At 69.8% G+C, this 18105-nt stretch carries 14 protein-coding genes and 1 pseudogene; 9 read left to right on the top strand and 6 right to left on the bottom strand.

What is annotated here, in order from left to right:
- Nucleotides 1–153: 153 nt before the first annotated feature.
- A complete protein-coding gene (locus tag ACIBO1_RS12795; RefSeq protein WP_396744910.1) occupies nt 154–2457 on the bottom strand; it encodes a hypothetical protein in 2304 nt (767 codons plus the stop codon).
- 56 nt (nt 2458–2513) lie between these two features.
- Entirely contained in the window at nt 2514–3260 is a 747-nt protein-coding gene (locus ACIBO1_RS12790) for a pyrimidine reductase family protein (protein WP_396744907.1), read from the bottom strand.
- Nucleotides 3261–3410: 150 nt separating this feature from the next.
- Between ACIBO1_RS12790 and ACIBO1_RS12785 the strand changes: the two genes are divergently transcribed.
- From ACIBO1_RS12785 to ACIBO1_RS12755, 7 genes are all read left to right on the top strand, one after another.
- Nucleotides 3411–3956 (top strand): plasmid pRiA4b ORF-3 family protein, encoded by a 546-nt coding sequence (locus ACIBO1_RS12785; protein ID WP_396744904.1) that lies wholly within the window; start codon nt 3411–3413, stop codon nt 3954–3956.
- A gap of 267 nt (nt 3957–4223) precedes the next feature.
- A complete protein-coding gene (locus ACIBO1_RS12780) occupies nt 4224–5510 on the top strand; it encodes an ABC transporter substrate-binding protein (RefSeq protein WP_396744901.1) in 1287 nt (428 codons plus the stop codon).
- 119 nt (nt 5511–5629) lie between these two features.
- Entirely contained in the window at nt 5630–6595 is a 966-nt protein-coding gene (locus ACIBO1_RS12775) for a carbohydrate ABC transporter permease (protein ID WP_396744898.1), read from the top strand.
- Between the two features lie 10 nt (nt 6596–6605).
- A complete protein-coding gene (locus ACIBO1_RS12770) occupies nt 6606–7448 on the top strand; it encodes a carbohydrate ABC transporter permease (RefSeq protein ID WP_396744895.1) in 843 nt (280 codons plus the stop codon).
- On the top strand, nt 7445–8878 hold the full coding sequence (locus tag ACIBO1_RS12765; protein WP_396744892.1) for a GH1 family beta-glucosidase: 1434 nt from the start codon (nt 7445–7447) through the stop codon (nt 8876–8878). The genes ACIBO1_RS12770 and ACIBO1_RS12765 overlap by 4 nt, the downstream gene beginning before the upstream one ends.
- 81 nt (nt 8879–8959) lie before the next feature.
- The gene (locus tag ACIBO1_RS12760) at nt 8960–10006 is read left to right on the top strand and encodes a LacI family DNA-binding transcriptional regulator (protein WP_131051772.1); all 1047 of its coding nucleotides are present in this window, start codon (nt 8960–8962) and stop codon (nt 10004–10006) included.
- A gap of 119 nt (nt 10007–10125) precedes the next feature.
- A complete protein-coding gene (locus tag ACIBO1_RS12755) occupies nt 10126–12555 on the top strand; it encodes a hypothetical protein (protein ID WP_396744888.1) in 2430 nt (809 codons plus the stop codon).
- Here the strand turns inward: ACIBO1_RS12755 and ACIBO1_RS12750 are convergent.
- Both ACIBO1_RS12750 and ACIBO1_RS12745 read right to left on the bottom strand, forming a co-directional pair.
- A complete protein-coding gene (locus ACIBO1_RS12750; protein WP_396745421.1) occupies nt 12529–13749 on the bottom strand; it encodes an acyl-CoA dehydrogenase family protein in 1221 nt (406 codons plus the stop codon). The two genes, ACIBO1_RS12755 and ACIBO1_RS12750, sit on opposite strands and share 27 nt — an antisense overlap.
- Complete coding sequence (locus ACIBO1_RS12745; RefSeq protein ID WP_396744885.1) at nt 13749–14813, bottom strand: phosphotransferase family protein; 1065 nt, start codon at nt 14811–14813, stop codon at nt 13749–13751. The genes ACIBO1_RS12750 and ACIBO1_RS12745 overlap by 1 nt, the downstream gene beginning before the upstream one ends.
- A 146-nt stretch (nt 14814–14959) precedes the next feature.
- Between ACIBO1_RS12745 and ACIBO1_RS12740 the strand changes: the two genes are divergently transcribed.
- Both ACIBO1_RS12740 and ACIBO1_RS12735 read left to right on the top strand, forming a co-directional pair.
- The gene (locus ACIBO1_RS12740; protein ID WP_396744882.1) at nt 14960–15661 is read left to right on the top strand and encodes an amino acid-binding protein; all 702 of its coding nucleotides are present in this window, start codon (nt 14960–14962) and stop codon (nt 15659–15661) included.
- Nucleotides 15662–15773: 112 nt separating this feature from the next.
- Complete coding sequence (locus ACIBO1_RS12735) at nt 15774–16835, top strand: GNAT family N-acetyltransferase (protein WP_396744880.1); 1062 nt, start codon at nt 15774–15776, stop codon at nt 16833–16835.
- A 327-nt stretch (nt 16836–17162) separates the two neighbouring features.
- Here ACIBO1_RS12735 and ACIBO1_RS12730 read toward each other — a convergent pair whose 3' ends face one another.
- Both ACIBO1_RS12730 and ACIBO1_RS12725 read right to left on the bottom strand, forming a co-directional pair.
- A complete protein-coding gene (locus ACIBO1_RS12730; RefSeq protein ID WP_396744877.1) occupies nt 17163–17357 on the bottom strand; it encodes a DUF397 domain-containing protein in 195 nt (64 codons plus the stop codon).
- Nucleotides 17345–18091, bottom strand: a pseudogene (locus tag ACIBO1_RS12725) (DUF5753 domain-containing protein). Before ACIBO1_RS12725 ends, ACIBO1_RS12730 begins: the two are co-directional and overlap by 13 nt.
- Between the last annotated feature and the right edge of the window lie 14 nt (nt 18092–18105).

Below are 18105 nucleotides of genomic sequence, written 5' to 3'. Positions count from 1 at the left end.
CTCCGGTCGGCTGGTCGTCGCGGTCGGCACACACGCCCTGCATCCTGCCGGAGGAGTACGACAGGCCGCCACGCGACGCGGCGGAGACCACGCCCCGGCCACCCGCCGGGCGCGTACGGCGACCGACCGTGGACCCTGCGTGCCGGTGACCGCCTACCGGTGTCGTCGTGGCGGCTGCCCGGTCGGGTCGAGCCGCCCGGCCAACTCGTGCACGGCGGCCTCGTACCCCCGGTCGGTGTGATACGGCCAGTGCTGGTCGATCGGCGGCGGGACGGTGTCGTCCGGGTCGACGACGACCGCGCGGGGATCGCGGAGCCGACGGTCGACCGTACCGGCCGGCCCCGACACGCGTGGGCGCTCGCCGGGGTGGTGCGCGGAGAAGATCGGCCCGCCCACCGGGTCGGTGTCGCGCCACAGGTTCACCCACCGCCAGCCGATCCGTTCGCCCAGCTCGTGCAGGGTCGCGTCACCGAGGAAGGCGGGGAAGAGCCGGGCGTAGAGCCGGTGCAGCGGGCTGCCGTGGGTCAGCAACGCCACTCGCCGTCGCACCGGTTCCGGCAACTGGAGCAGCGTGGCGGCGGCGAGGACGGAGCCGTGACTGTGCCCGGAGAGCACCACGTCCCCCCGGGCGGTCAGCGCGGTGACCCGCTTGGCCAGCTCCGGCACGGCCCGCTCGGCGTAACAGGGCGGCGCGAACGGATGCACCGTACGCGGCCAGAAGGTGCCCAGGTCCCAGATCACCGCCACCGTGCGCCGGGTCTCCTCGGACCGGTACGAGAGCACCCCGAGCACTAGGATGCCGAGGGCGATCAGCCCGATCACGTACATCCCGACGTCGGTGGCGATGGCCAGGTTCGTGGTCGCCTCGCCGTCGGTGTCGATCAGTCGCCGACTCAGCTCGGACGGTCCGATGCCGATCAGGTCGAGTCCCACCACGGCCACGCCGATCAGCGAGAGCACCAGGAACACGATGAAGGCCGGGGTGAGCTGTTCGGCGATCGCGGCCCGGGCGACCACCTCGCGGACGGTCCGACGTCGGTTGGCCGCCTCCGGCGGCACGTCGGGGAAGTCCCGCCGCACGACCTCCTCGGCCATCCGACGTCGTCGGCGCCGGCTGCTCAGCACCCGCCACATCGTCGTGGCGGCCACCACCACGATCGCCACCAGGCCGGCGAGCGCGGCCCACCGGTAGGAGACGGGTGGTTCCAGCGGTGGCGCGCCGGGCAGGTTCGGCCGGGCCGGGTTCGGGATCTCGCCCCGGTCCAGGAAGTCGGCGACCCGGTAGACCAGGGCGGCGGAGAACCCGTACGCGGCGGCGATCGCCGCTGCGGCGAACACCGGCGCGGCCAGGCCGCTCAACCAGGACGTGCCCTTCCCCGCGCCGTGTCGTCGCTGGTGCAGTGTGGTGGCGGTGAGCACGGCCAGCAGGGCGGCCTGGACCGCGATCAACGCGGCCACCGCCCCCTCGTACCCGGGAAGCTGTTCCCGGGGTGGAGCCGGCTCCAGCGGGATCACGGTGTAGACCAGCGCCAGCACGGTGAGCCCGGTGGCCGCCAGCCGCACCGGGCGGATGCCCCGGAAGTCCACCGGTCCCCGACCCGGCCCGTCGCCGACCCGGCGAGCCGGCATCACGAGCAGCATCACGCAGGCGGCGAGCAGCAACCAGGTCGCCACGAACAGCACGTACGCGACCGGGGTGGGCCGGATGTTGATCTGTGCGCCGAGCAGGATGGCGTCCAGGGTGCCCAGCCCGACCGCCCGGTGGACGGCGCGCAGCCGCTGCACCACGAGCGCGTCGTTCCAGAAGCCCGGACTGTCGATCCGGTCCTCCCCGCCGCCGCCCCGGTCGTGACCACGCGCGGCCGGGAACGCCTCGAACACCCGTGCGGAGCGCTCGCCGAGCCACCAGAGCAGCCGCAGCGCACCGATCGGGACCAGCGCGAGCAACGCCAGGCGCGGCCCCAGCGGCAGGTCCGACAGCCAGGACAGGTACGGACGGTTCCGGATGCAGGGTTCGTAGGGCGTGCACTGCCAGCCGACGATGTCCACCGTCACGCCGACGATGGACAGCACGAACGCGGCGGTCAGGGTGGCGGCGAGCAGCCGGCAGACCGGACCGATGGGGCTGCCGCTGCCGCCGGTCGGCGGCCGGGCCCACACCGCCAGGTTGACCAGCATGAAGGGCAGCAGGAAGAGCAGCGACAGGGTACGCACCGCACCACCCGCGGTGAGCGCACCCCAGCGGTACGCCTCCACGTGCATCCCGCCCGGCCGGTCGCTGATCCCGAAGCCGGGGCGGGGGCGGTAGAACCCGGCGTTCGTGTCTCCGGCGACCCGGATCACCACGGGATGGTCGAGCAGCGACTCGGCGGAGGTGCCGGAGACACCGTGCACCCGTAGCTCGACCACCTCGTGTGCCAACGCCCCGCCTCCCGGCAGTTGCCGATCCGGGTTCACGGTAGTGAGCCGACCTGCGGCTACGTGGCGGATTACGGCAACTCGCCCCGGTGGCGTCAGCCTCGGGCGTAGCGCAGCAGCAGGGTGCCGTCGGCGGCGTGCAGCACGTGCCGCAGCGGCAGGTGTCGGGCGGGACTCGGGTCACCGGCGGTGATCCGACCCGCGCCCGCGCCGACGAGCAGTGGAGCGACCGACAGGCAGACCTCGTCGACCAGGTCGTCGGCGGTGAGCGCGCCGAACAGGTGCGGGCCGCCCTCACAGAGCACCTGGTCGAGCCCGCGTCGGCGCAGCTCGGCGAGGCCGGCGACGAGGTCGACCCGGTCGTCGCCGCAGGGCACCACGTCGGCCACGGTGGACAGCCCGGGCGGCGGGACGGTGCCGGACCGGGTGAGCACCACGGGGCGTACCGGGGCGTCGGCGAAGGCGGCCTGGGCCGGGTCGAGCCGCCCGCTGCCGGAGACCACCACCAGGGTCGGGTACTCGGTCAGCCCGTGCCTCCGCCGCCAGGCACGACGCCGCTCGTCGAGCCGGATCGCCCGGTAGCCCTCGTGGCGCAGCGTGCCGGCGGCCACCAGCAGCGCGTCGCAGAGCATCCGCAGCAGCCCGAACACCCGCTTGTCGGGCTCGCCGGAGAGCCCGGCGGAGTAGTCGTCGAGGCTGACCGCGCCGTCGACACTGGTCACGAAGTTCATCCGCAGGTGTGGTCGGTCGGCACGCCGGTAGAGGGCGGTCAGCGCGTCGTCGTCGACCGGCCCGGGTGACGGCGCGGGCCAGAGCGCGCGGATCGGAAGTCCGACGGTCATTCGCCGGCCGGACCGGTGACCGGAGGGGTGGGGCGAGGGGTACGGTGCTGGCAGTCGCACCAGTTACGGCCCGGACACTCGTCGTGCCGCCGTGTCCGGCACGCTCGGCAGATCATGCTGGCAGCCTATGCCGGGGGAGGATGACGCAGCATGTCACGTCAGATCTTCACGCTGCGGATGTCGCTGTCCGGGCTGCGTCCCACGATCTGGCGGCGGGTCCTGGTTCCCGGTGGTTACACCCTCGACCGGGTTCACCGGGTGGTACAGCACGCGATGGGGTGGCGCGACTGCCACCTGCACTCGTTCGAGATCGACGGGGTGCAGTACGGCGAACCCGACCCCGACGGCGAGTTGGCCGTACACGACGAGTTGGACGTACGGCTGGACGCGGTGGTGGGCAAGGGCGCTCGGTTCCACTACACGTACGACTTCGGTGACTGGTGGGAGCACGACCTGGTGGTGGAGGACGTCTTCGCCGCCGATCCGGACGAGCGCTATCCGATCTGCCTGGACGGCGAGCGCGCCGGACCACCGGAGGACGTCGGCGGTCCACAGGGTCACCTGTTGCTGCTCGCCGCGCTCGGCGACGCCGGCCACCCGGAGCACCGGACGATGTGGGAATGGGTGGGTCCCGGATTCGACCCGGAGGCGTTCGACGCAGGTAGGGTCAGCACGCTGCTGCGCCGACTCTGCTGATTCGTTACTCAGCGATCACGTTGAGCAGCCCCGCGCGTCGCCATGAGCGCGGGGTAAACATTTTCGCGGTAACGATCTGGGAACGCTCCCAGCGGGCTATTGACACTCCGGATACCTCCCGGCAATCTCATGGGAGCGTTCCCAAGATGGCGTGGATCACAGTCCCGCCCCGAGCGCCCGAACCCGACTGACCAGGTCGGGACCGGATGGCGCTGCGGCACCCCCCACCACACATAAACCAGCCTCACCACTGAAAGAGGGGTCAGGATGAGCCTCACCACGCGGCGTACCCGCCTGGCGGCAGGCGCGCTGGCGGCGGTCACCGCTGTCGGCGGTCTCGCAGCCTGCGGTAGCGACGACAGCAACACCGGCGAGGGCGGCAAGCCCGCCAAGCTGGTCGTCGACACCTTCGGCGAGATGGGCTACGACGAGCTCGTCAAGCAGTACGAGCAGCAGAGCGGCATCAAGATCGAGCTGCGGAAGACCGCGCAGCTCGGCGAGTACCGGCCGAAGCTGGTCCGGTACCTGGCCACCGGCAAGGGCGCGGCGGACGTCACCGCGCTGGAGGAGGGCATCCTCAACGAGTTCAAGGCCAACCCGCGCAACTGGGTCGACCTCACCCCGCTCGTCGACGACCACTCCACGGAGTATCTGCCGTGGAAGTGGGAGCTGGGCAAGGCTCCCGACGGGCGCCTGATCGGCCTGCCGACCGACGTCGGCAGCCTCGCGGTCTGCTACCGCAAGGACCTGTTCCAGGCGGCCGGCCTGCCCACCGAGCGTGACCAGGTCTCGGCGCTCTGGCCGGACTGGAACGGCTTCCACCAGGCCGGTAAGAAGTACAAGGACGCGACCGGCAAGGCGTTCATCGACTCGATCACCGCGGTCTCGAACGGTGTGCTGTTCCAGCAGGGCAGCGACCTGTTCTACGACAAGGAGAACAACATCATCGCGGACAAGAGCCCCGCGGTGAAGGCCGCGTGGGACACCGCGACCTCGATGTCGGACATCTCCGCCAAGGCGGCGACCTGGTCGCCGGAGTGGTCGGGCGGCTTCAAGCAGGGCACCTTCGCGGCGACCTTCTGCCCGTCCTGGATGCTCGGCATCGTCCAGGAGAACTCAGGTGAGGCCAACAAGGGCAAGTGGGACGTGGCGGCCGTGCCGGGCGGCGGCGGCAACTGGGGCGGCTCGTGGCTGGCCGTGCCGGAGCAGAGCGCGCACCAGAAGGAGGCGGCGAAGCTCGCCGAGTTCCTGACCAACGCCACTAGCCAGGTCGAGGCGTTCAAGGCCAAGGGCCCGCTGCCGACCAACCTGGAGGCGCTGAAGAACGAGGCCTTCCTCAGCTACACCAACGAGTACTTCAGCGGCGCGCCGACCGGCAAGATCTTCGGTGAGAGCGTCGCCAAGATCGAGCCGGTCCACCTCGGCCCGAAGCACCAGGCGGTCAAGGAGAACGCGCTCGAGCCGGCCCTGCGGTCGTTCGAGAACGGGCAGGCCAACAAGGACAAGGCCTGGGAGCAGTTCGTGAAGGACTCCGCCATCCAGGGCGCCTTCTGACAGTGATTTCCCACCGGTGGCGTCCGGGGACTACCCCGGGCGCCACCGGTCGGTCCCCGTCTGGGTTGCACCCTGCGCGTGGGCCCCCTCGGAAGGGCTCCCGCCGGGAAAGGAAAATCATGAGCCTCTCGGCCACGACGGCCCCCCCGTCGAACGTCACACCATCGGGCTTCGAGCCCCCGCGTCGTCGCGGGCATCTGCTCAATCGCCTGGATCTGAAGTACTCCCCGTACCTCTACATCGCACCGTTCTTCCTGATCTTCGGCATCTTCGGGTTGTACCCGATGCTGCGTACCGCCTGGATGTCCCTGCACGACTGGGACATGATCGGCGACCAGACGTTCATCGGGCTCGACAACTACGCCGCCCTGATCAAGGACGACTACTTCTGGAACGCGCTCTACAACACGTTCGGCATCTTCGCGCTCTCGACCATCCCGCAGTTGCTGCTCGCTCTCTTCCTGGCGAACCTGCTCAACAGCACCCTGCTGCGCGCCAAGACCTTCTTCCGGTTGGCGATCTTCATCCCGAACGTGGTCTCGGTGGCCGCCGTCGCGATCGTCTTCGGCATGCTGTTCCAGCGGGAGTTCGGCCTCATCAACTGGCTGCTCAGCTTCGTCGGCGTCGACAACATCGACTGGGACGGCCAGCGGTGGAGCTCGTGGACCGCGATCGCGACCATGGTCAACTGGCGCTGGGTCGGTTACAACACGCTGATCCTGCTCGCCGGGATGCAGGCCATCCCGAAGGACCTCTACGAGGCGGCCTCGATCGACGGCGCCGGCCCGTGGCGGCAGTTCTGGCAGATCACCGTGCCCATGGTCCGTCCCACCCTGATCTTCGTGATCATCCTCTCCACGATCGGCGGGATGCAGCTCTTCACCGAGCCGCTGCTCTTCGCCAACGGCAGCATCCTCGGCGGTAACCAGCGGGAGTTCCAGACCCTGGCGATGTACATGTACGAGAAGGGCATCGAGAACCTCAACACCGCTGGCTACGGCGCCGCCGTCGCCTGGGCGATCTTCCTGATCATCGCGTTGATGTCGCTGCTCAACTTCCTACTCGTCCGCCGTTCGGCCAAGTGAGGAGAGAGCTGTGACCTCCGCTTCCCGGCGCCTGTGGCGCACCAGTCCGCTGACCTACATGGCGCTCGTCCTGGCGGCGTTGCTGTCGATCTACCCGTTCTACTACATGATCGTGATCGGTACCCGCAGCCTGGACTCGATCAACGACGTACCGCCGCCGCTCACCCCGGGCGGGGCCTTCGGTGACAACTTCGGGCGTGTGCTCGACAACGACGCGGCCAACTTCCTCACCGGTCTGATGAACTCGATCATCGTCTCCTCGGTGGTCACCCTGTCGGTAGTGATCACCGGTTCGCTGGCCGGCTTCGCCTTCGCGAAGCTGCGCTTCCGAGGTCACAACATCCTGCTGCTGATGATCGTCATCACCATGATGATCCCGACCCAGCTCGGCATCATCCCGCTCTGGGGCATGATGCAGGAGTTGAGGTGGTCCGACACCCTCTACGCCGTCACCGTGCCGTTCCTGGTCAGTGCGTTCGGCGTGTTCATGATGCGGCAGTACGCCAGCCAGGCGATCTCCGACGAGCTGATCGAGGCCGGACGGGTCGACGGTGCCAGCACGTTCCGGATCTACTGGAACATCGTGCTGCCCGCGCTGCGCCCGGCGGCGGCCGTCCTCGGTCTGCTGACCTTCATGGAGACATGGAACTCCTTCCTCTGGCCGTACGCGATCCTCAGCCCGGAGAACCCGACCCTCCAGGTCTCGCTCTCCTTCCTCTCGTACGCCTACTACACCGACTACTCCCAGGTCTTCGCCGCCACGGCGGTCGGCACCCTGCCACTGGTCCTGGTCTTCATCCTGTTCGGCCGCCAGATCATCGGCGGCATCATGGAAGGTGCTGTCAAGTCGTGAGCAACCCCGCCATCCCACCCGCGGTGGGTGTCCTCGACGAACGCGCGCCGTTGATCTTCCCGTCCGACTTCCTCTGGGGCGCGGCCACCGCCGCCTACCAGATCGAGGGCGCGGCGAGCGAGGGTGGCCGTACCCCGTCGATCTGGGACACCTTCAGCCGCACCGAGGGCCGGACGGTCGCCGGGCACACCGGCGACGTCGCCTGCGACCACTACCACCGGCTCGGCGACGACGTTCGCCTGATGGCCGAGCTGGGGTTGAAGTCGTACCGGTTCTCGGTGTCGTGGCCGCGGGTGCAGCCGGGCGGCACGGGCCCGGCGAACGCCGAGGGGTTGGACTTCTATCAGCGGCTGGTCGACGAGCTGCTGGCCAACGGCATCGAGCCGTGGCTCACCCTCTATCACTGGGACCTGCCCCAGGAGCTGGAGGACGCCGGTGGCTGGCCGGCCCGCGACACGGCCGCCCGGTTCGCCGACTACGCGCAGCTCATGGCGGGTGCGTTGGGCGACCGGGTGAAGTACTGGACGACGCTCAACGAGCCGTGGTGCTCGGCGTTCCTCGGCTACGGCTCGGGCGTGCACGCGCCCGGCCGCCAGAACGGTGCGGACGCGGTCCGCGCCGGGCACCACCTGATGCTCGGCCACGGGCTCGCCGTCCAGGCGCTGCGCGCGGCCATCCCGAGCGCCGAGCTCGGCGTGACCGTCAACCTGTACCCGGTGACCCCGGCCAGCAACACGCCCGGGGACCTGGACGCGGCCCGGCGCATCGACGGGTTGGCCAACCGGTTCTTCCTGGACCCGATCCTGCGTGGGTCGTACCCGGAGGACCTGGTCGCGGACCTGGCGAAGGTGACCGACTTCGGGCACGTCCACGACGGTGACCTGGAGATCATCTCCAGCCCGCTGGACGTGGTCGGCATCAACTACTACAGCCGGCACGTGGTGGCCGCGCCGGTGCCCGGGGAGGACCCGGAGGAGTACTGGCGGGCCCCGTCGACCTGGCCGGGCAGCGAGAACGTCCGGTTCGTCACCCGGGGTTACCCGGTGACCGACATGAACTGGGAGATCGATGCTCCCGGCCTGGTCGAGACCCTGCGCCGGGTGCACGAGGAGTACACCGACCTGCCGCTCTACGTCACCGAGAACGGCTCGGCGTTCGTCGACGCGGTGATCGACGGCCAGGTCGACGACGCCGACCGGCTGGCGTACTTCGACGCCCACCTGCGCGCCTCGCACGAGGCGATCAGCGCCGGCGTGCCCCTACGGGGATACTTCGCCTGGTCGCTGTTGGATAATTTCGAATGGGCCTGGGGTTATACCAAGCGGTTCGGGATGATCTACGTCGACTACGACAGCCAGACCCGCATCCCCAAGTCCAGCGCCAGGTGGTACGCGGAGGTGATCCGACGCAACGGTCTGGCCGCACAATAAGGCGACGGCCAGCCAGTAACGGGTGGCCCGGCACCGGCGCTGAACCAGGTGCCGGGTCCGCCCACGTCGGAGGAGCAGACGATGACAACGCAGCGCACCCGGTCGCTCGGGCGCCCGACCCTCGACGCGGTCGCCGCCCGCGCCGGAGTCGGCCGCGGGACGGTCTCCCGCGTGGTCAACGGCTCCCCCCAGGTGAGTCCCGAGGCCCGCGCCGCCGTGCAGCAGGCAATCGCCGAGCTGGGGTACGTGCCGAACCGGGCGGCCCGGGCCCTGGTGACCCAACGCACCGACTCGGTGGCCCTGGTGGTCAGCGAGTCCGGTGAGCGCATCTTCGCCGAGCCGTTCTTCGCCGGCATCGTGCGCGGGATCAGCTCGGTCCTGCTGGAGACGCCGTTGCAGCTCTGGCTGGCGATGGCCCAGTCGCCGCTGGAGCGGGAACGGGTCGAGCACCACCTCACCAACCAGCACGTCGACGGGGTGCTGCTGCTGTCGCTGCATGACTCCGACCCGCTGCCCACCCTCCTGGAGGAACGGGGCCTGCCCACCGTGCTGGGCGGACGCCCGGCTCGGATGCTGCACCCCGAGGCCCAGCCCGCCTCCTTCGTCGACGTGGACAACGCCGGTGGCGCGCGGCAGGCCGTGGAGTACCTCGCCGCCCGGGGACGTCGCCGCATCGCCACCATCGCCGGCCCCCAGGACATGGGCGCCGGCCTGGCCCGGCTCGCCGGCTACCGGGACGCCGTCCGCACCGCCGGCTTCGGCGTCAACCCCGACCTGATCGGGTACGGCGACTTCAGCGAGGAGAGCGGGGCGACCGCGATGCGGCAGCTGCTGGAGCGCTGCCCCGACCTGGACGCCGTCTTCGTCGCCGCCGACCTGATGGCCTTCGGCGCGATGCGGACGCTGCGCGAGACCGGCCGCCGCGTACCGGAGGACGTGGCCGTGATCGGCTTCGACGACGCGCCCATCGCCCGTCAGGCCAACCCGCCGCTCACCTCGGTGTTCCAGCCGGTCGACGAGATGGGCCGGCAGATGGCCCGCCTGCTGGTGGCCCGGATTCGCGGCGACCAGATCCCCGATCCGCACATCGTCCTGGACACCCAACTCGTCGAGCGCGCCACCGCCTGACCCTGAGTATCGCTATTGCAGATCAGTCGGCCGCTGCGGCCGGTCGACAGCCTCACCTACTCTGACAGGCCCGGACAGAGTGTGCGCTGGAGGCTTCCAACGTGGCGACGCTTCATTCGATGCCGACCGACACCCCATCTCCTGCAGCGGTAGCCGATGCCTTGACGGAGGCATTCACACACCACAACGTACGCCCTATCCAGGACTTGCTGTCGCGGACGGGGCACGCGCATGCCCTGGCTGATCTCGATGCCCTGTTCACTGGCCGGGCCCCCGATTCGGAGATCGTGCGGGCCGTCCTCCGCGCTCAGGTCGGACACGTTGCCGGTCGACCTGATCTCCTTTTGTTGCTCGTCTCGTACCTCTACGCCCGAATCAACGAGATGTGGGATCTCTATGCCGATCAGGGTGGAGTGCTGCGGACGATCACCGAGGTGTTGCGCACGGGTTTTCCGGAATCTCCGGAACAGAGTCGAGGTGCCGGATCCGGTCCACCTTCCACAGCGATCACCGAACATACCTCGATCATGCTGGAGAACATCCGGCTCGTGTCGCAGGGGATGGCAGTCAGCAGGGCTGTCAATTCCTCCTGCATGGACGAGGTGGAGAAGCAGGCGGGTCGCATTGTGGCAGCGATGGACGATCAGATCTGCCGGATCCGGTCGATTCGGGACGGCGGTGAGTTGACCGACTGGTTGTCCGCGCACGCCAACGAGACGCGTGATTACTATCAAACCCTCGTCTCTTGTGCCCGGGCAACGCGTCAGTTCCTTCTGGCCGGGAAGAGAGCCGGCGATCAGGGCGTCCACGAGCCCCGGGAGGTTCTGGCCGAGGAGTTGGCCGGCTTCCTCGAAAAGGTAGAGCAGACCAGGCGTCGGCACCCGGCGAGGGCCTGGCTCTCCGGCGACCTTGCCGCACTCGCGGCCAACCTGCGGATCATGCGCGAGTGGGTGAACCGTGACTTCCTCTTCGTCGAGGACGCCACGGTCGTCTACATCTATCCGTTCGCGATTCCCAGCGCTGTGCTGGACCGGGTGCGGCTCACGCCCGGTCGGGACGGATCGAGCGCGTCGACCGGGTACGGTGCCGATCCGATCAGCGCGATCAGGAGTCGTTGTGAAGAGCGAGCGCTGCGTGTGCACGGACGACCGATCAGTGCGGTGGTGGATCACGCGGTCGGCGACGACTGGGGGGCGGAGTCCGACTATCGGGTGCTGGACGTGTCGCTGCCTCCGGTGTTGATCACGATGACAGACGCCGCGAGGACACAGACGACCCTCATCGCCACGTTGAGGATCAGCAGCCTCGGGAATCACAGCCTCCGAATCGAGGGCGCTCTGGTTGATGCGGACGTGCACCTCGTCAACCAGGCGCTTCGTCGTCCATCGGTCGTGATGGGAGCCAGCGAGAAGGTGCGCCTGGCGACCTCGGACCGCACGGAGGCGTGGAGCAGACTCTCTGAGTATGCCCAAGAGGTGATCACGGAATTCCTCAACGGGCTGAACGACGACCCATCGGCGGACCAGTCCTTCGACGATGTCGCCCAGCGCGCTGCGGCCACGGCGGTGGCACTGAGCCACTCGTTGTTGGTGGTTCATTCTCTCCAAGTCATTCAGGCCGACGGAACAGCCCGACATGCATGCGGATCCGAGATCCGTGATGCCGCCATCGTGGGCAGCAGCCTATTCGTCAGCCCCGTTGGCCGGGATGCCGTGACACTGGAGGAGTGGGTGCGTTATCGCCCGTCGCCGCATGTCACCGACATCCTCGGCGACTACGGATACGACGGTGACATCGTCTTGCGTACGGCGAACACCACGGTGGTGTCGGCACCAGAGACGCCGGACTGGATGGCCCTCAGCTACAGCGCTCAAGCCGAGTTCATCGCCACGCTTCCTGGCGTACTGCTCGGCTGGACTGCTGAGATCACCGAATACATCCGGCAGGCGCGGGACCAGCTCGACACGGCCCGACGGCTTCTTCAGGAGGCGCCGATGTCGACGGTCCAGGAGAGAAGCGCACTGCAGTACACCATCTTGTCACTCGAACAGCGGTATGCCGACCTCAGACTGGTCACGAGTGACGTCCGGGCCAAGCTCAACGGAATCAATTCCCCTACCCTCTTGCGTGACCTGATCAGGCGTTCCTATTTCGACCGCCTGTACGAGGCGGCTGGTCTTGCCGCGTACGAACGTTCCTTGTTGAGTCGGATTCAGGAGGCTGAGGATCTGTACCAGGTCGCCTCGGGGCTGTTCCGCGCCTTCGACGATCGGCTGGCCGCTGCCGAATCCCACCGGCGTCGGCGCCTGAACACCATCCTGACCACGTCGGCGACTCTTCTCGCCATCGCCTCCACCGCCGAACTCTATGGACTGCTCAACGACCTCATCGAACCTCGGCCGTGGGTGCTCGCGGTCGAGGTCACCTCGATCGGCGTATTCGCCCTGATCATGGTGGTAGTTCTCGTTCTGGTCGGACGGCAGCCCCGAGGCAGGGACGCCCGCCGTCCGTGGCGGGCGTGGTCAGGCGGGGTGGGTCCAGCGGCGTAGCTCGCGCTTGGCGAGGCTGGCGCGGTGCACCTCGTCGGGGCCGTCGGCGAGGCGGAGCGTACGGGCGTGGGTCCAGAGCGCGGCCAGGGGAGTGTCCTGGCTGACGCCGGCTGCGCCGTACGACTGGATCGCCTTGTCGATCACCCACTCGGCCATCGCCGGGGTGGCGATCTTGATCGCCTGGATCTCGGTGTGCGCGCCCTTGTTGCCGACGGTGTCCATCAGCCAGGCGGTCTTGAGCACCAGCAGGCGGGCCTGCTCGATGCGGACCCGGGACTCGGCGATCCACTCCCGCACCACGCCCTGCTCGGCCAGGGGGCGGCCGAAGGCCACCCGGTCGACGGCCCGGCGGCAGAGCAGCTCCAGGGCCCGTTCGGCCATGCCGATCAGGCGCATGCAGTGGTGGATGCGGCCGGGGCCGAGCCGCGCCTGGGCGATGGCGAACCCGGTGCCCTCGGCGCCGACGAGGTTCTCCGCAGGCACCCGTACGCCGTCGAAGTCGATCTCGGCGTGGCCGCCGTGCGGGGCGTCGCTGAAGCCGAAGACGGTCATCCCCCGGCGGACCGTGACCCCGGGGGTGTCCCGGGGGACCAGGATCATGCTCTGCTGCCGGTGCCGGTCGGCGTCCGGGTCGGTCTTGCCCATCACGATGAGGATCTCGCAGGCCGGGTCCATCGCCCCGGACGACCACCACTTGCGGCCGTCGATCACGTAGTGGTCGCCGTCGCGGCGGATGGCGGTGGCGATGTTCGTCGCGTCGGAGGAGGCGACGTCGGGTTCGGTCATGCAGAACGCCGAGCGGATCTCGCCGGCCAGCAGCGGGCCGAGCCAGCGTTCCTGTTGGGCCGGGGAGCCGAACTCGGCCAGCAGTTCCATGTTGCCGGTGTCCGGCGCGGCGCAGTTGAGTGCCTCCGGGGCCAGGTGCGGGCTGCGGCCGGTCAACTCGGCCAGCGGTGCGTACTGGAGGTTGGTCAGCCCGGCACCGTGGCGCGGATCGGGGAGGAAGAGGTTCCACAGGCCGCGTCGACGGGCCTCGTCGGTCAACCGCGCCAGCACCGGCGGTCGGGCCCACGGGTCACCGGCGGCGGCCACCTCGGCGGCGTACACGGCCTCGGCAGGGTGGACGTGGTCGGCCAGGAACTCGGTCAGCTCTGCGCGCAACTGTTCGGTGCGGTCGTCGTACCCGAAGTGCATCATGCCTCCCTGAGCGTGGCCAGTCCGTGGGCGACCAGCGGCGCTACCATGCCGCCGATGGTGTCGAAACCCTCGCCGAGCGTCTGCCCGAGGGTGTGCCGGTAGTGGATGCCCTCGCAGATCACCGCGAGTTTGAAGCAGCCCAGTGCCACGTGCCAGTCGAGCGGGCCGACGTCGACGTCGCTGCGGGCGGCGTACCTGTCGATCAGCTCCGCGCCGGTCGGGAACCCGGCGCGCGGGCCGAGCCCGTCGGCGACCGGATTGTCGACGGCGGCGACGCCGCCGCCCAGGACGTCCCAGTACGTCAGCAGCAGCCCGAGATCGGCCAGCGGGTCGCCGAGCGTGGCCATCTCCCAGTCCAGCACGGCGGTGACGCTCATCGACCCGGTCGCCGGGTCGACTGCGGCGAGCAGGTTGTCCAGCCGGTAGTCGCCGTGCACGATCCCGGCCGTACCGGTGCTGTCCGGGACCGTGGCGGCGAGCCGGTCGCGCAGCTCGTCGATGTCGGGCAGCGGTCGGCTGCGGGACCGGTCGAGCTGCCCGGCCCAGCGGCGTACCTGCCGGGCCAGGTAGCCGTCGGGGCGGCCGAAGTCGGCCAGGCCGACCGCCGCCGGGTCGACGGTGTGCAGCGTGGCGAGGGTGTCCATCATCGCCATCGCCAGGTCGTGCCGCTGCCCCGCGCCGAGTCGGTCGGTCTGTTCGCGACTCCGGTACACCTCGCCGGGAACGTGCTCCATCAGATAGAAGGGCGCGCCGAGCACGTCCGGGTCGGCGCAGAGCAGCAGGGCGCGGGGGACCGGCACGTCGGTGGCGGCCAGCGCCGAGATCACCCGGAACTCGCGGGTCATGTCGTGCGCGGTGGCCAGCACGTGCCCGAGCGGTGGCCGCCGGAGCACCAGGTCACGACCGCCGGCCCGGACCAGGTAGGTGAGGTTCGACCGCCCACCGGCGATCAGGTCGGCGCGCAGCGGCGCCCCGGTCGACTCGGGTCGATGCGTCGCGAGGTACGCACCGAGGCGGTCCAGGTCCAGACCGGCGGGGGAACGGGCAGCCGGATCGGTCATTCGGACAGTTGATGGCAGCCCCGACGGGTTGTCAAGGTCAGGTTTTGCCCAGGGGACATGCCGCAGCAACAGGGACGAAATGGTCAACTGCCAGGCTCGGGGTCAGCCTGCCGGCATTGTGCCGGCCCGCCGAGCGGAGGGTTCAGATGTTGCTGCGCGTACGGGTCACCCTGCCGGACCGTCCGGGCACGCTCGGCCAGGTGGCCCGCACCCTCGGTGTCTCGGGCGCGGACATCGTCCAGGTGGTCGTCCTGGAACGGCTCGGCGGACGGGCGGTCGACGACTTCACCGTGGTCTGGCCGGGCGCCGCCCGGGTGGAACGGTTGCTGGCCGGTCTGGCCGCGATCCCGGGCGTACGCGTCGACGGGGTGTGGCGGGCGATCGGCGCGCCCACCACCACCGGGCAGGACGCCGAACTGCTGGCCCAGGTCGCCGCCAACCCGGCCGACGGGCTGGCCACCCTGGTCGACGCGGTACCCGGACTGCTCGCCGCCGAGTGGTCCGTGGCTGCGGTCGTACCTGTCGACTGGGCCTCCCGCACCGGAGGCGGCGGGGCGACGGTCGGGCACGCGAGCTGGCGTACACCCGTGCCGCCCCGGCTGCCGGAGGTGACCCCGCTGCGGGCCCGGTCGATGACCATGCCCGACGGCAGCCACTTCGCGGTCGCGCCGTTCGGTCGCGCCGGGCTGGTCCTGGTGGTCTCCCGCGAACACAACGAGACGTTGACCCCGGCCGCCTTCCACAGCACCGAGGTCGACCGGCTCGCCCAACTGGTCCGGGCCAGCGCGGTCATCCTCGGCGACCGGCTCGACCTGGTCGGCTCCCCGGCCGTCACCGCCAACCCCTGACCGGCCCGCGACCTGGTGTGACGCAGACCGCAGAGCCCGTGGCAGCCGGACACGGTCGGGCAACCGGCCCGCAACAGCCGCAGGCCAGGGTGACAGGTGAAAGGAGGCGACCATGACGCTGTGGCGGATCCGGGCCACCGTGGACGACCGGCCGGGCTACCTGTCGGTGCTCACGGCGAGCCTCGCGCTGCGTGGAGTCAACATCCTCACCGTGCAGGTGCACACCACCGAACGTGGCGCCGTCGACGACTTCCTCGTGGACGCGCCGGACACCCTCGACGAGGCGGGTCTGATCGCCGCCGTGGAACGGGGCAGGGGGCGGGACTGCTGGGTGGCGCGCAGCGAGGCGCGTGGCCTGGCGGACCAGCCGACCCGCGTACTCGGGTTGGCCACCCGGCTGGTCCACGACCCGGACGCGACCGGTGAGGTGCTCCGCGCCCTGCTCGGCGCGGACGAGGTGACCTGGCGTCCGGCACTCGCCGTGACGCGCGCCGGGGTCGACGAGGCGACGATGCTGCTGGCCGACCCGAACGGCGGCTCCTACCTGCTGCGCCGGGTCGCGCCGAGCTTCACCCCCGCCGAGTACGCCCGCGCCCAGGCCCTGCTGGAGTTGGGCGCCACCGCGGCCCGCCGCACCGCCGAGCAGGTCACCGTGGTCCTGCCGGACGGCGCCGAGCTGACCGTACGTCCCGCCGTCGCCGACGACCTGGCGGCCGTGACCGAACTACACGAGGCGTGCTCGGCGGACACCCGCCAACGCCGCTACCTGGGCGGGGCCTGCCTGCCCACCCCGGCCCGCCTGCGTCAGCTCCTGGAGCCGGCGCGCGGACAGACCCTGATCGCCGTGACGACCGGCTCCGACGGGGCGGCGGAGTCGGTCGTCGCGATGGCGAACCTGCTCGCCGAGGGCGACGAGGCCGAACTGGCCCTGCTGGTCCGGGACGACTGGCAGCGGCGCGGCCTCGGCTCGACCCTGCTGCGTCGTTTGACCCGGCAGGCCGAGTCCGCCGGGTACGCGGCAATGGTGCTGCACATCCAGGCGGACAACACGCCCATGCTGCGTACCCTGCGTCGGCTGGCTCGACCCACGATCGCCGAACGCGACGGCTCCCTGCTCACCATGACGGTGCCCCTCGGGGCCGAGGTGTCGGCGGCGACGGAACGCGCCGGCTGACAGCACAGACGACCGACCTCCGGTGCGGAGGACGGTGAGGTGGGCGGGACTCCCGATGCGGGAGCCCCGCCCACCGCCCTTTCCCGCCCCTCGCCGTCACCCCACGCGCTATTCCGTGTCGCGCGCTCTGCCGTGTGGCGCGCTCCACTGCGTCGATCATGGAGTTGTGGTGCGCGTTGTCTGATGAAACGCCCCTGTTTGTCGATGCCACAACTCCATGATCGGCGGGGACTGTGGCTGACGGGGCTGTGTCGGCGCGGCTGCTGGGGACGGTGAGAGCGCCCGGCCCCGGTGGGGCGAGCGCTCTCCGGTGTCCGGGGTGGTCGGTCAGGCTTGCTTGGCGAGTTGGGAAACGAACGCCTGCCAAGCGGTGGGATCGAAGGCCAGAGCCGGACCGCCCGGGTCCTTGGAGTCCCGGACGCCGACGATGCCGGGCACGTTGTCGGCGACTTCCACGCAGTTCCCGCCGTTGGAACTGCTACGAGTGCTTGTGCGCCAGTGGGCGCCGGTCAGGTCAGCCATGCCCGCGCTCTCAGAAACTCGATGGACTGGTCGCGCGGAAGCGCCACCGACCTCACGGTATCCCAGACGGCCCAGAGTGGAGCAACGTCATTGGTGATCCGTCCCTGGGCCTGATCGTCCAGGTAGCCGACGTCGTCTCCGTCCGCGGTCGTGGCGATCACGAACGGCCCGGCCTGGCCCGGATGTAGACCGGCCGTCAGTGGAACGATGTGCACCATGACGTTCGGCCGCTGCGCCATGCTGATTAGGTGGTCGAGTTGAGGTCCCATGACCTCCGGTGCGCCCCGGCGTAACGCGGCTTCGTCGATCACGAATACCGCGAGCGGTGGTCGAGGCCGGTCGAACACCGCTGCCTGCCGCTCCATCCTGAGTGCGACGAGGCTTTCGGTGTCGGCCATCAGAGGCCCGGAAGCGAGCACGGCACGCGCGTATTCCTCGGTTTGAAGAAGCCCCGGAATCACCGACGACTCGTAACAGCGGAGTCCGGTCGCTTCCCGCTCGACCTGCGTCCACGGCAGGAACCACGCGGGCTCCTTACGTCGTAGTGCGTCCGGCCAAAGGTCCTCCATGTCCCGTCGCAGGATCTCTGCCACGAGGGCACGATGACGCATCTGCGGAACGCGTCCCTGGCTGACTCACCGCGCAGCGGTTTTCGGATCTACTCCGACCTGAGCTGCGAGGCTGTCGGCAGTCTCCCCAGCCGCCGCCATTGCAAGCTGAACGGCCCGATTCATCCCCTGCTCCAAAC

The organism is Micromonospora sp. NPDC049903, from assembly GCF_044460945.1.
Lineage (GTDB): Bacteria > Actinomycetota > Actinomycetes > Mycobacteriales > Micromonosporaceae > Micromonospora.
The sequence above is the reverse complement of the archived record's forward strand: the minus strand, read 5'-3'. Positions and strand labels throughout refer to the sequence as shown.

What these genes read in the sequence shown, in the direction of transcription:
- ACIBO1_RS12790 (WP_396744907.1), bottom strand. Translation starts at nt 3,260, where the DNA reads ATGACCGTCGGACTTCCGATCCGCGCGCTCTGGCCCGCGCCGTCACCC.
- ACIBO1_RS12785 (WP_396744904.1), top strand. Translation starts at nt 3,411, where the DNA reads ATGTCACGTCAGATCTTCACGCTGCGGATGTCGCTGTCCGGGCTGCGT.
- ACIBO1_RS12780 (WP_396744901.1), top strand. Translation starts at nt 4,224, where the DNA reads ATGAGCCTCACCACGCGGCGTACCCGCCTGGCGGCAGGCGCGCTGGCG.
- ACIBO1_RS12775 (WP_396744898.1), top strand. Translation starts at nt 5,630, where the DNA reads ATGAGCCTCTCGGCCACGACGGCCCCCCCGTCGAACGTCACACCATCG.
- ACIBO1_RS12760 (WP_131051772.1), top strand. Translation starts at nt 8,960, where the DNA reads ATGACAACGCAGCGCACCCGGTCGCTCGGGCGCCCGACCCTCGACGCG.
- ACIBO1_RS12755 (WP_396744888.1), top strand. Translation starts at nt 10,126, where the DNA reads ATGCCGACCGACACCCCATCTCCTGCAGCGGTAGCCGATGCCTTGACG.
- ACIBO1_RS12750 (WP_396745421.1), bottom strand. Translation starts at nt 13,749, where the DNA reads ATGCACTTCGGGTACGACGACCGCACCGAACAGTTGCGCGCAGAGCTG.
- ACIBO1_RS12745 (WP_396744885.1), bottom strand. Translation starts at nt 14,813, where the DNA reads ATGACCGATCCGGCTGCCCGTTCCCCCGCCGGTCTGGACCTGGACCGC.
- ACIBO1_RS12740 (WP_396744882.1), top strand. Translation starts at nt 14,960, where the DNA reads ATGTTGCTGCGCGTACGGGTCACCCTGCCGGACCGTCCGGGCACGCTC.
- ACIBO1_RS12735 (WP_396744880.1), top strand. Translation starts at nt 15,774, where the DNA reads ATGACGCTGTGGCGGATCCGGGCCACCGTGGACGACCGGCCGGGCTAC.
- ACIBO1_RS12730 (WP_396744877.1), bottom strand. Translation starts at nt 17,357, where the DNA reads ATGGCTGACCTGACCGGCGCCCACTGGCGCACAAGCACTCGTAGCAGT.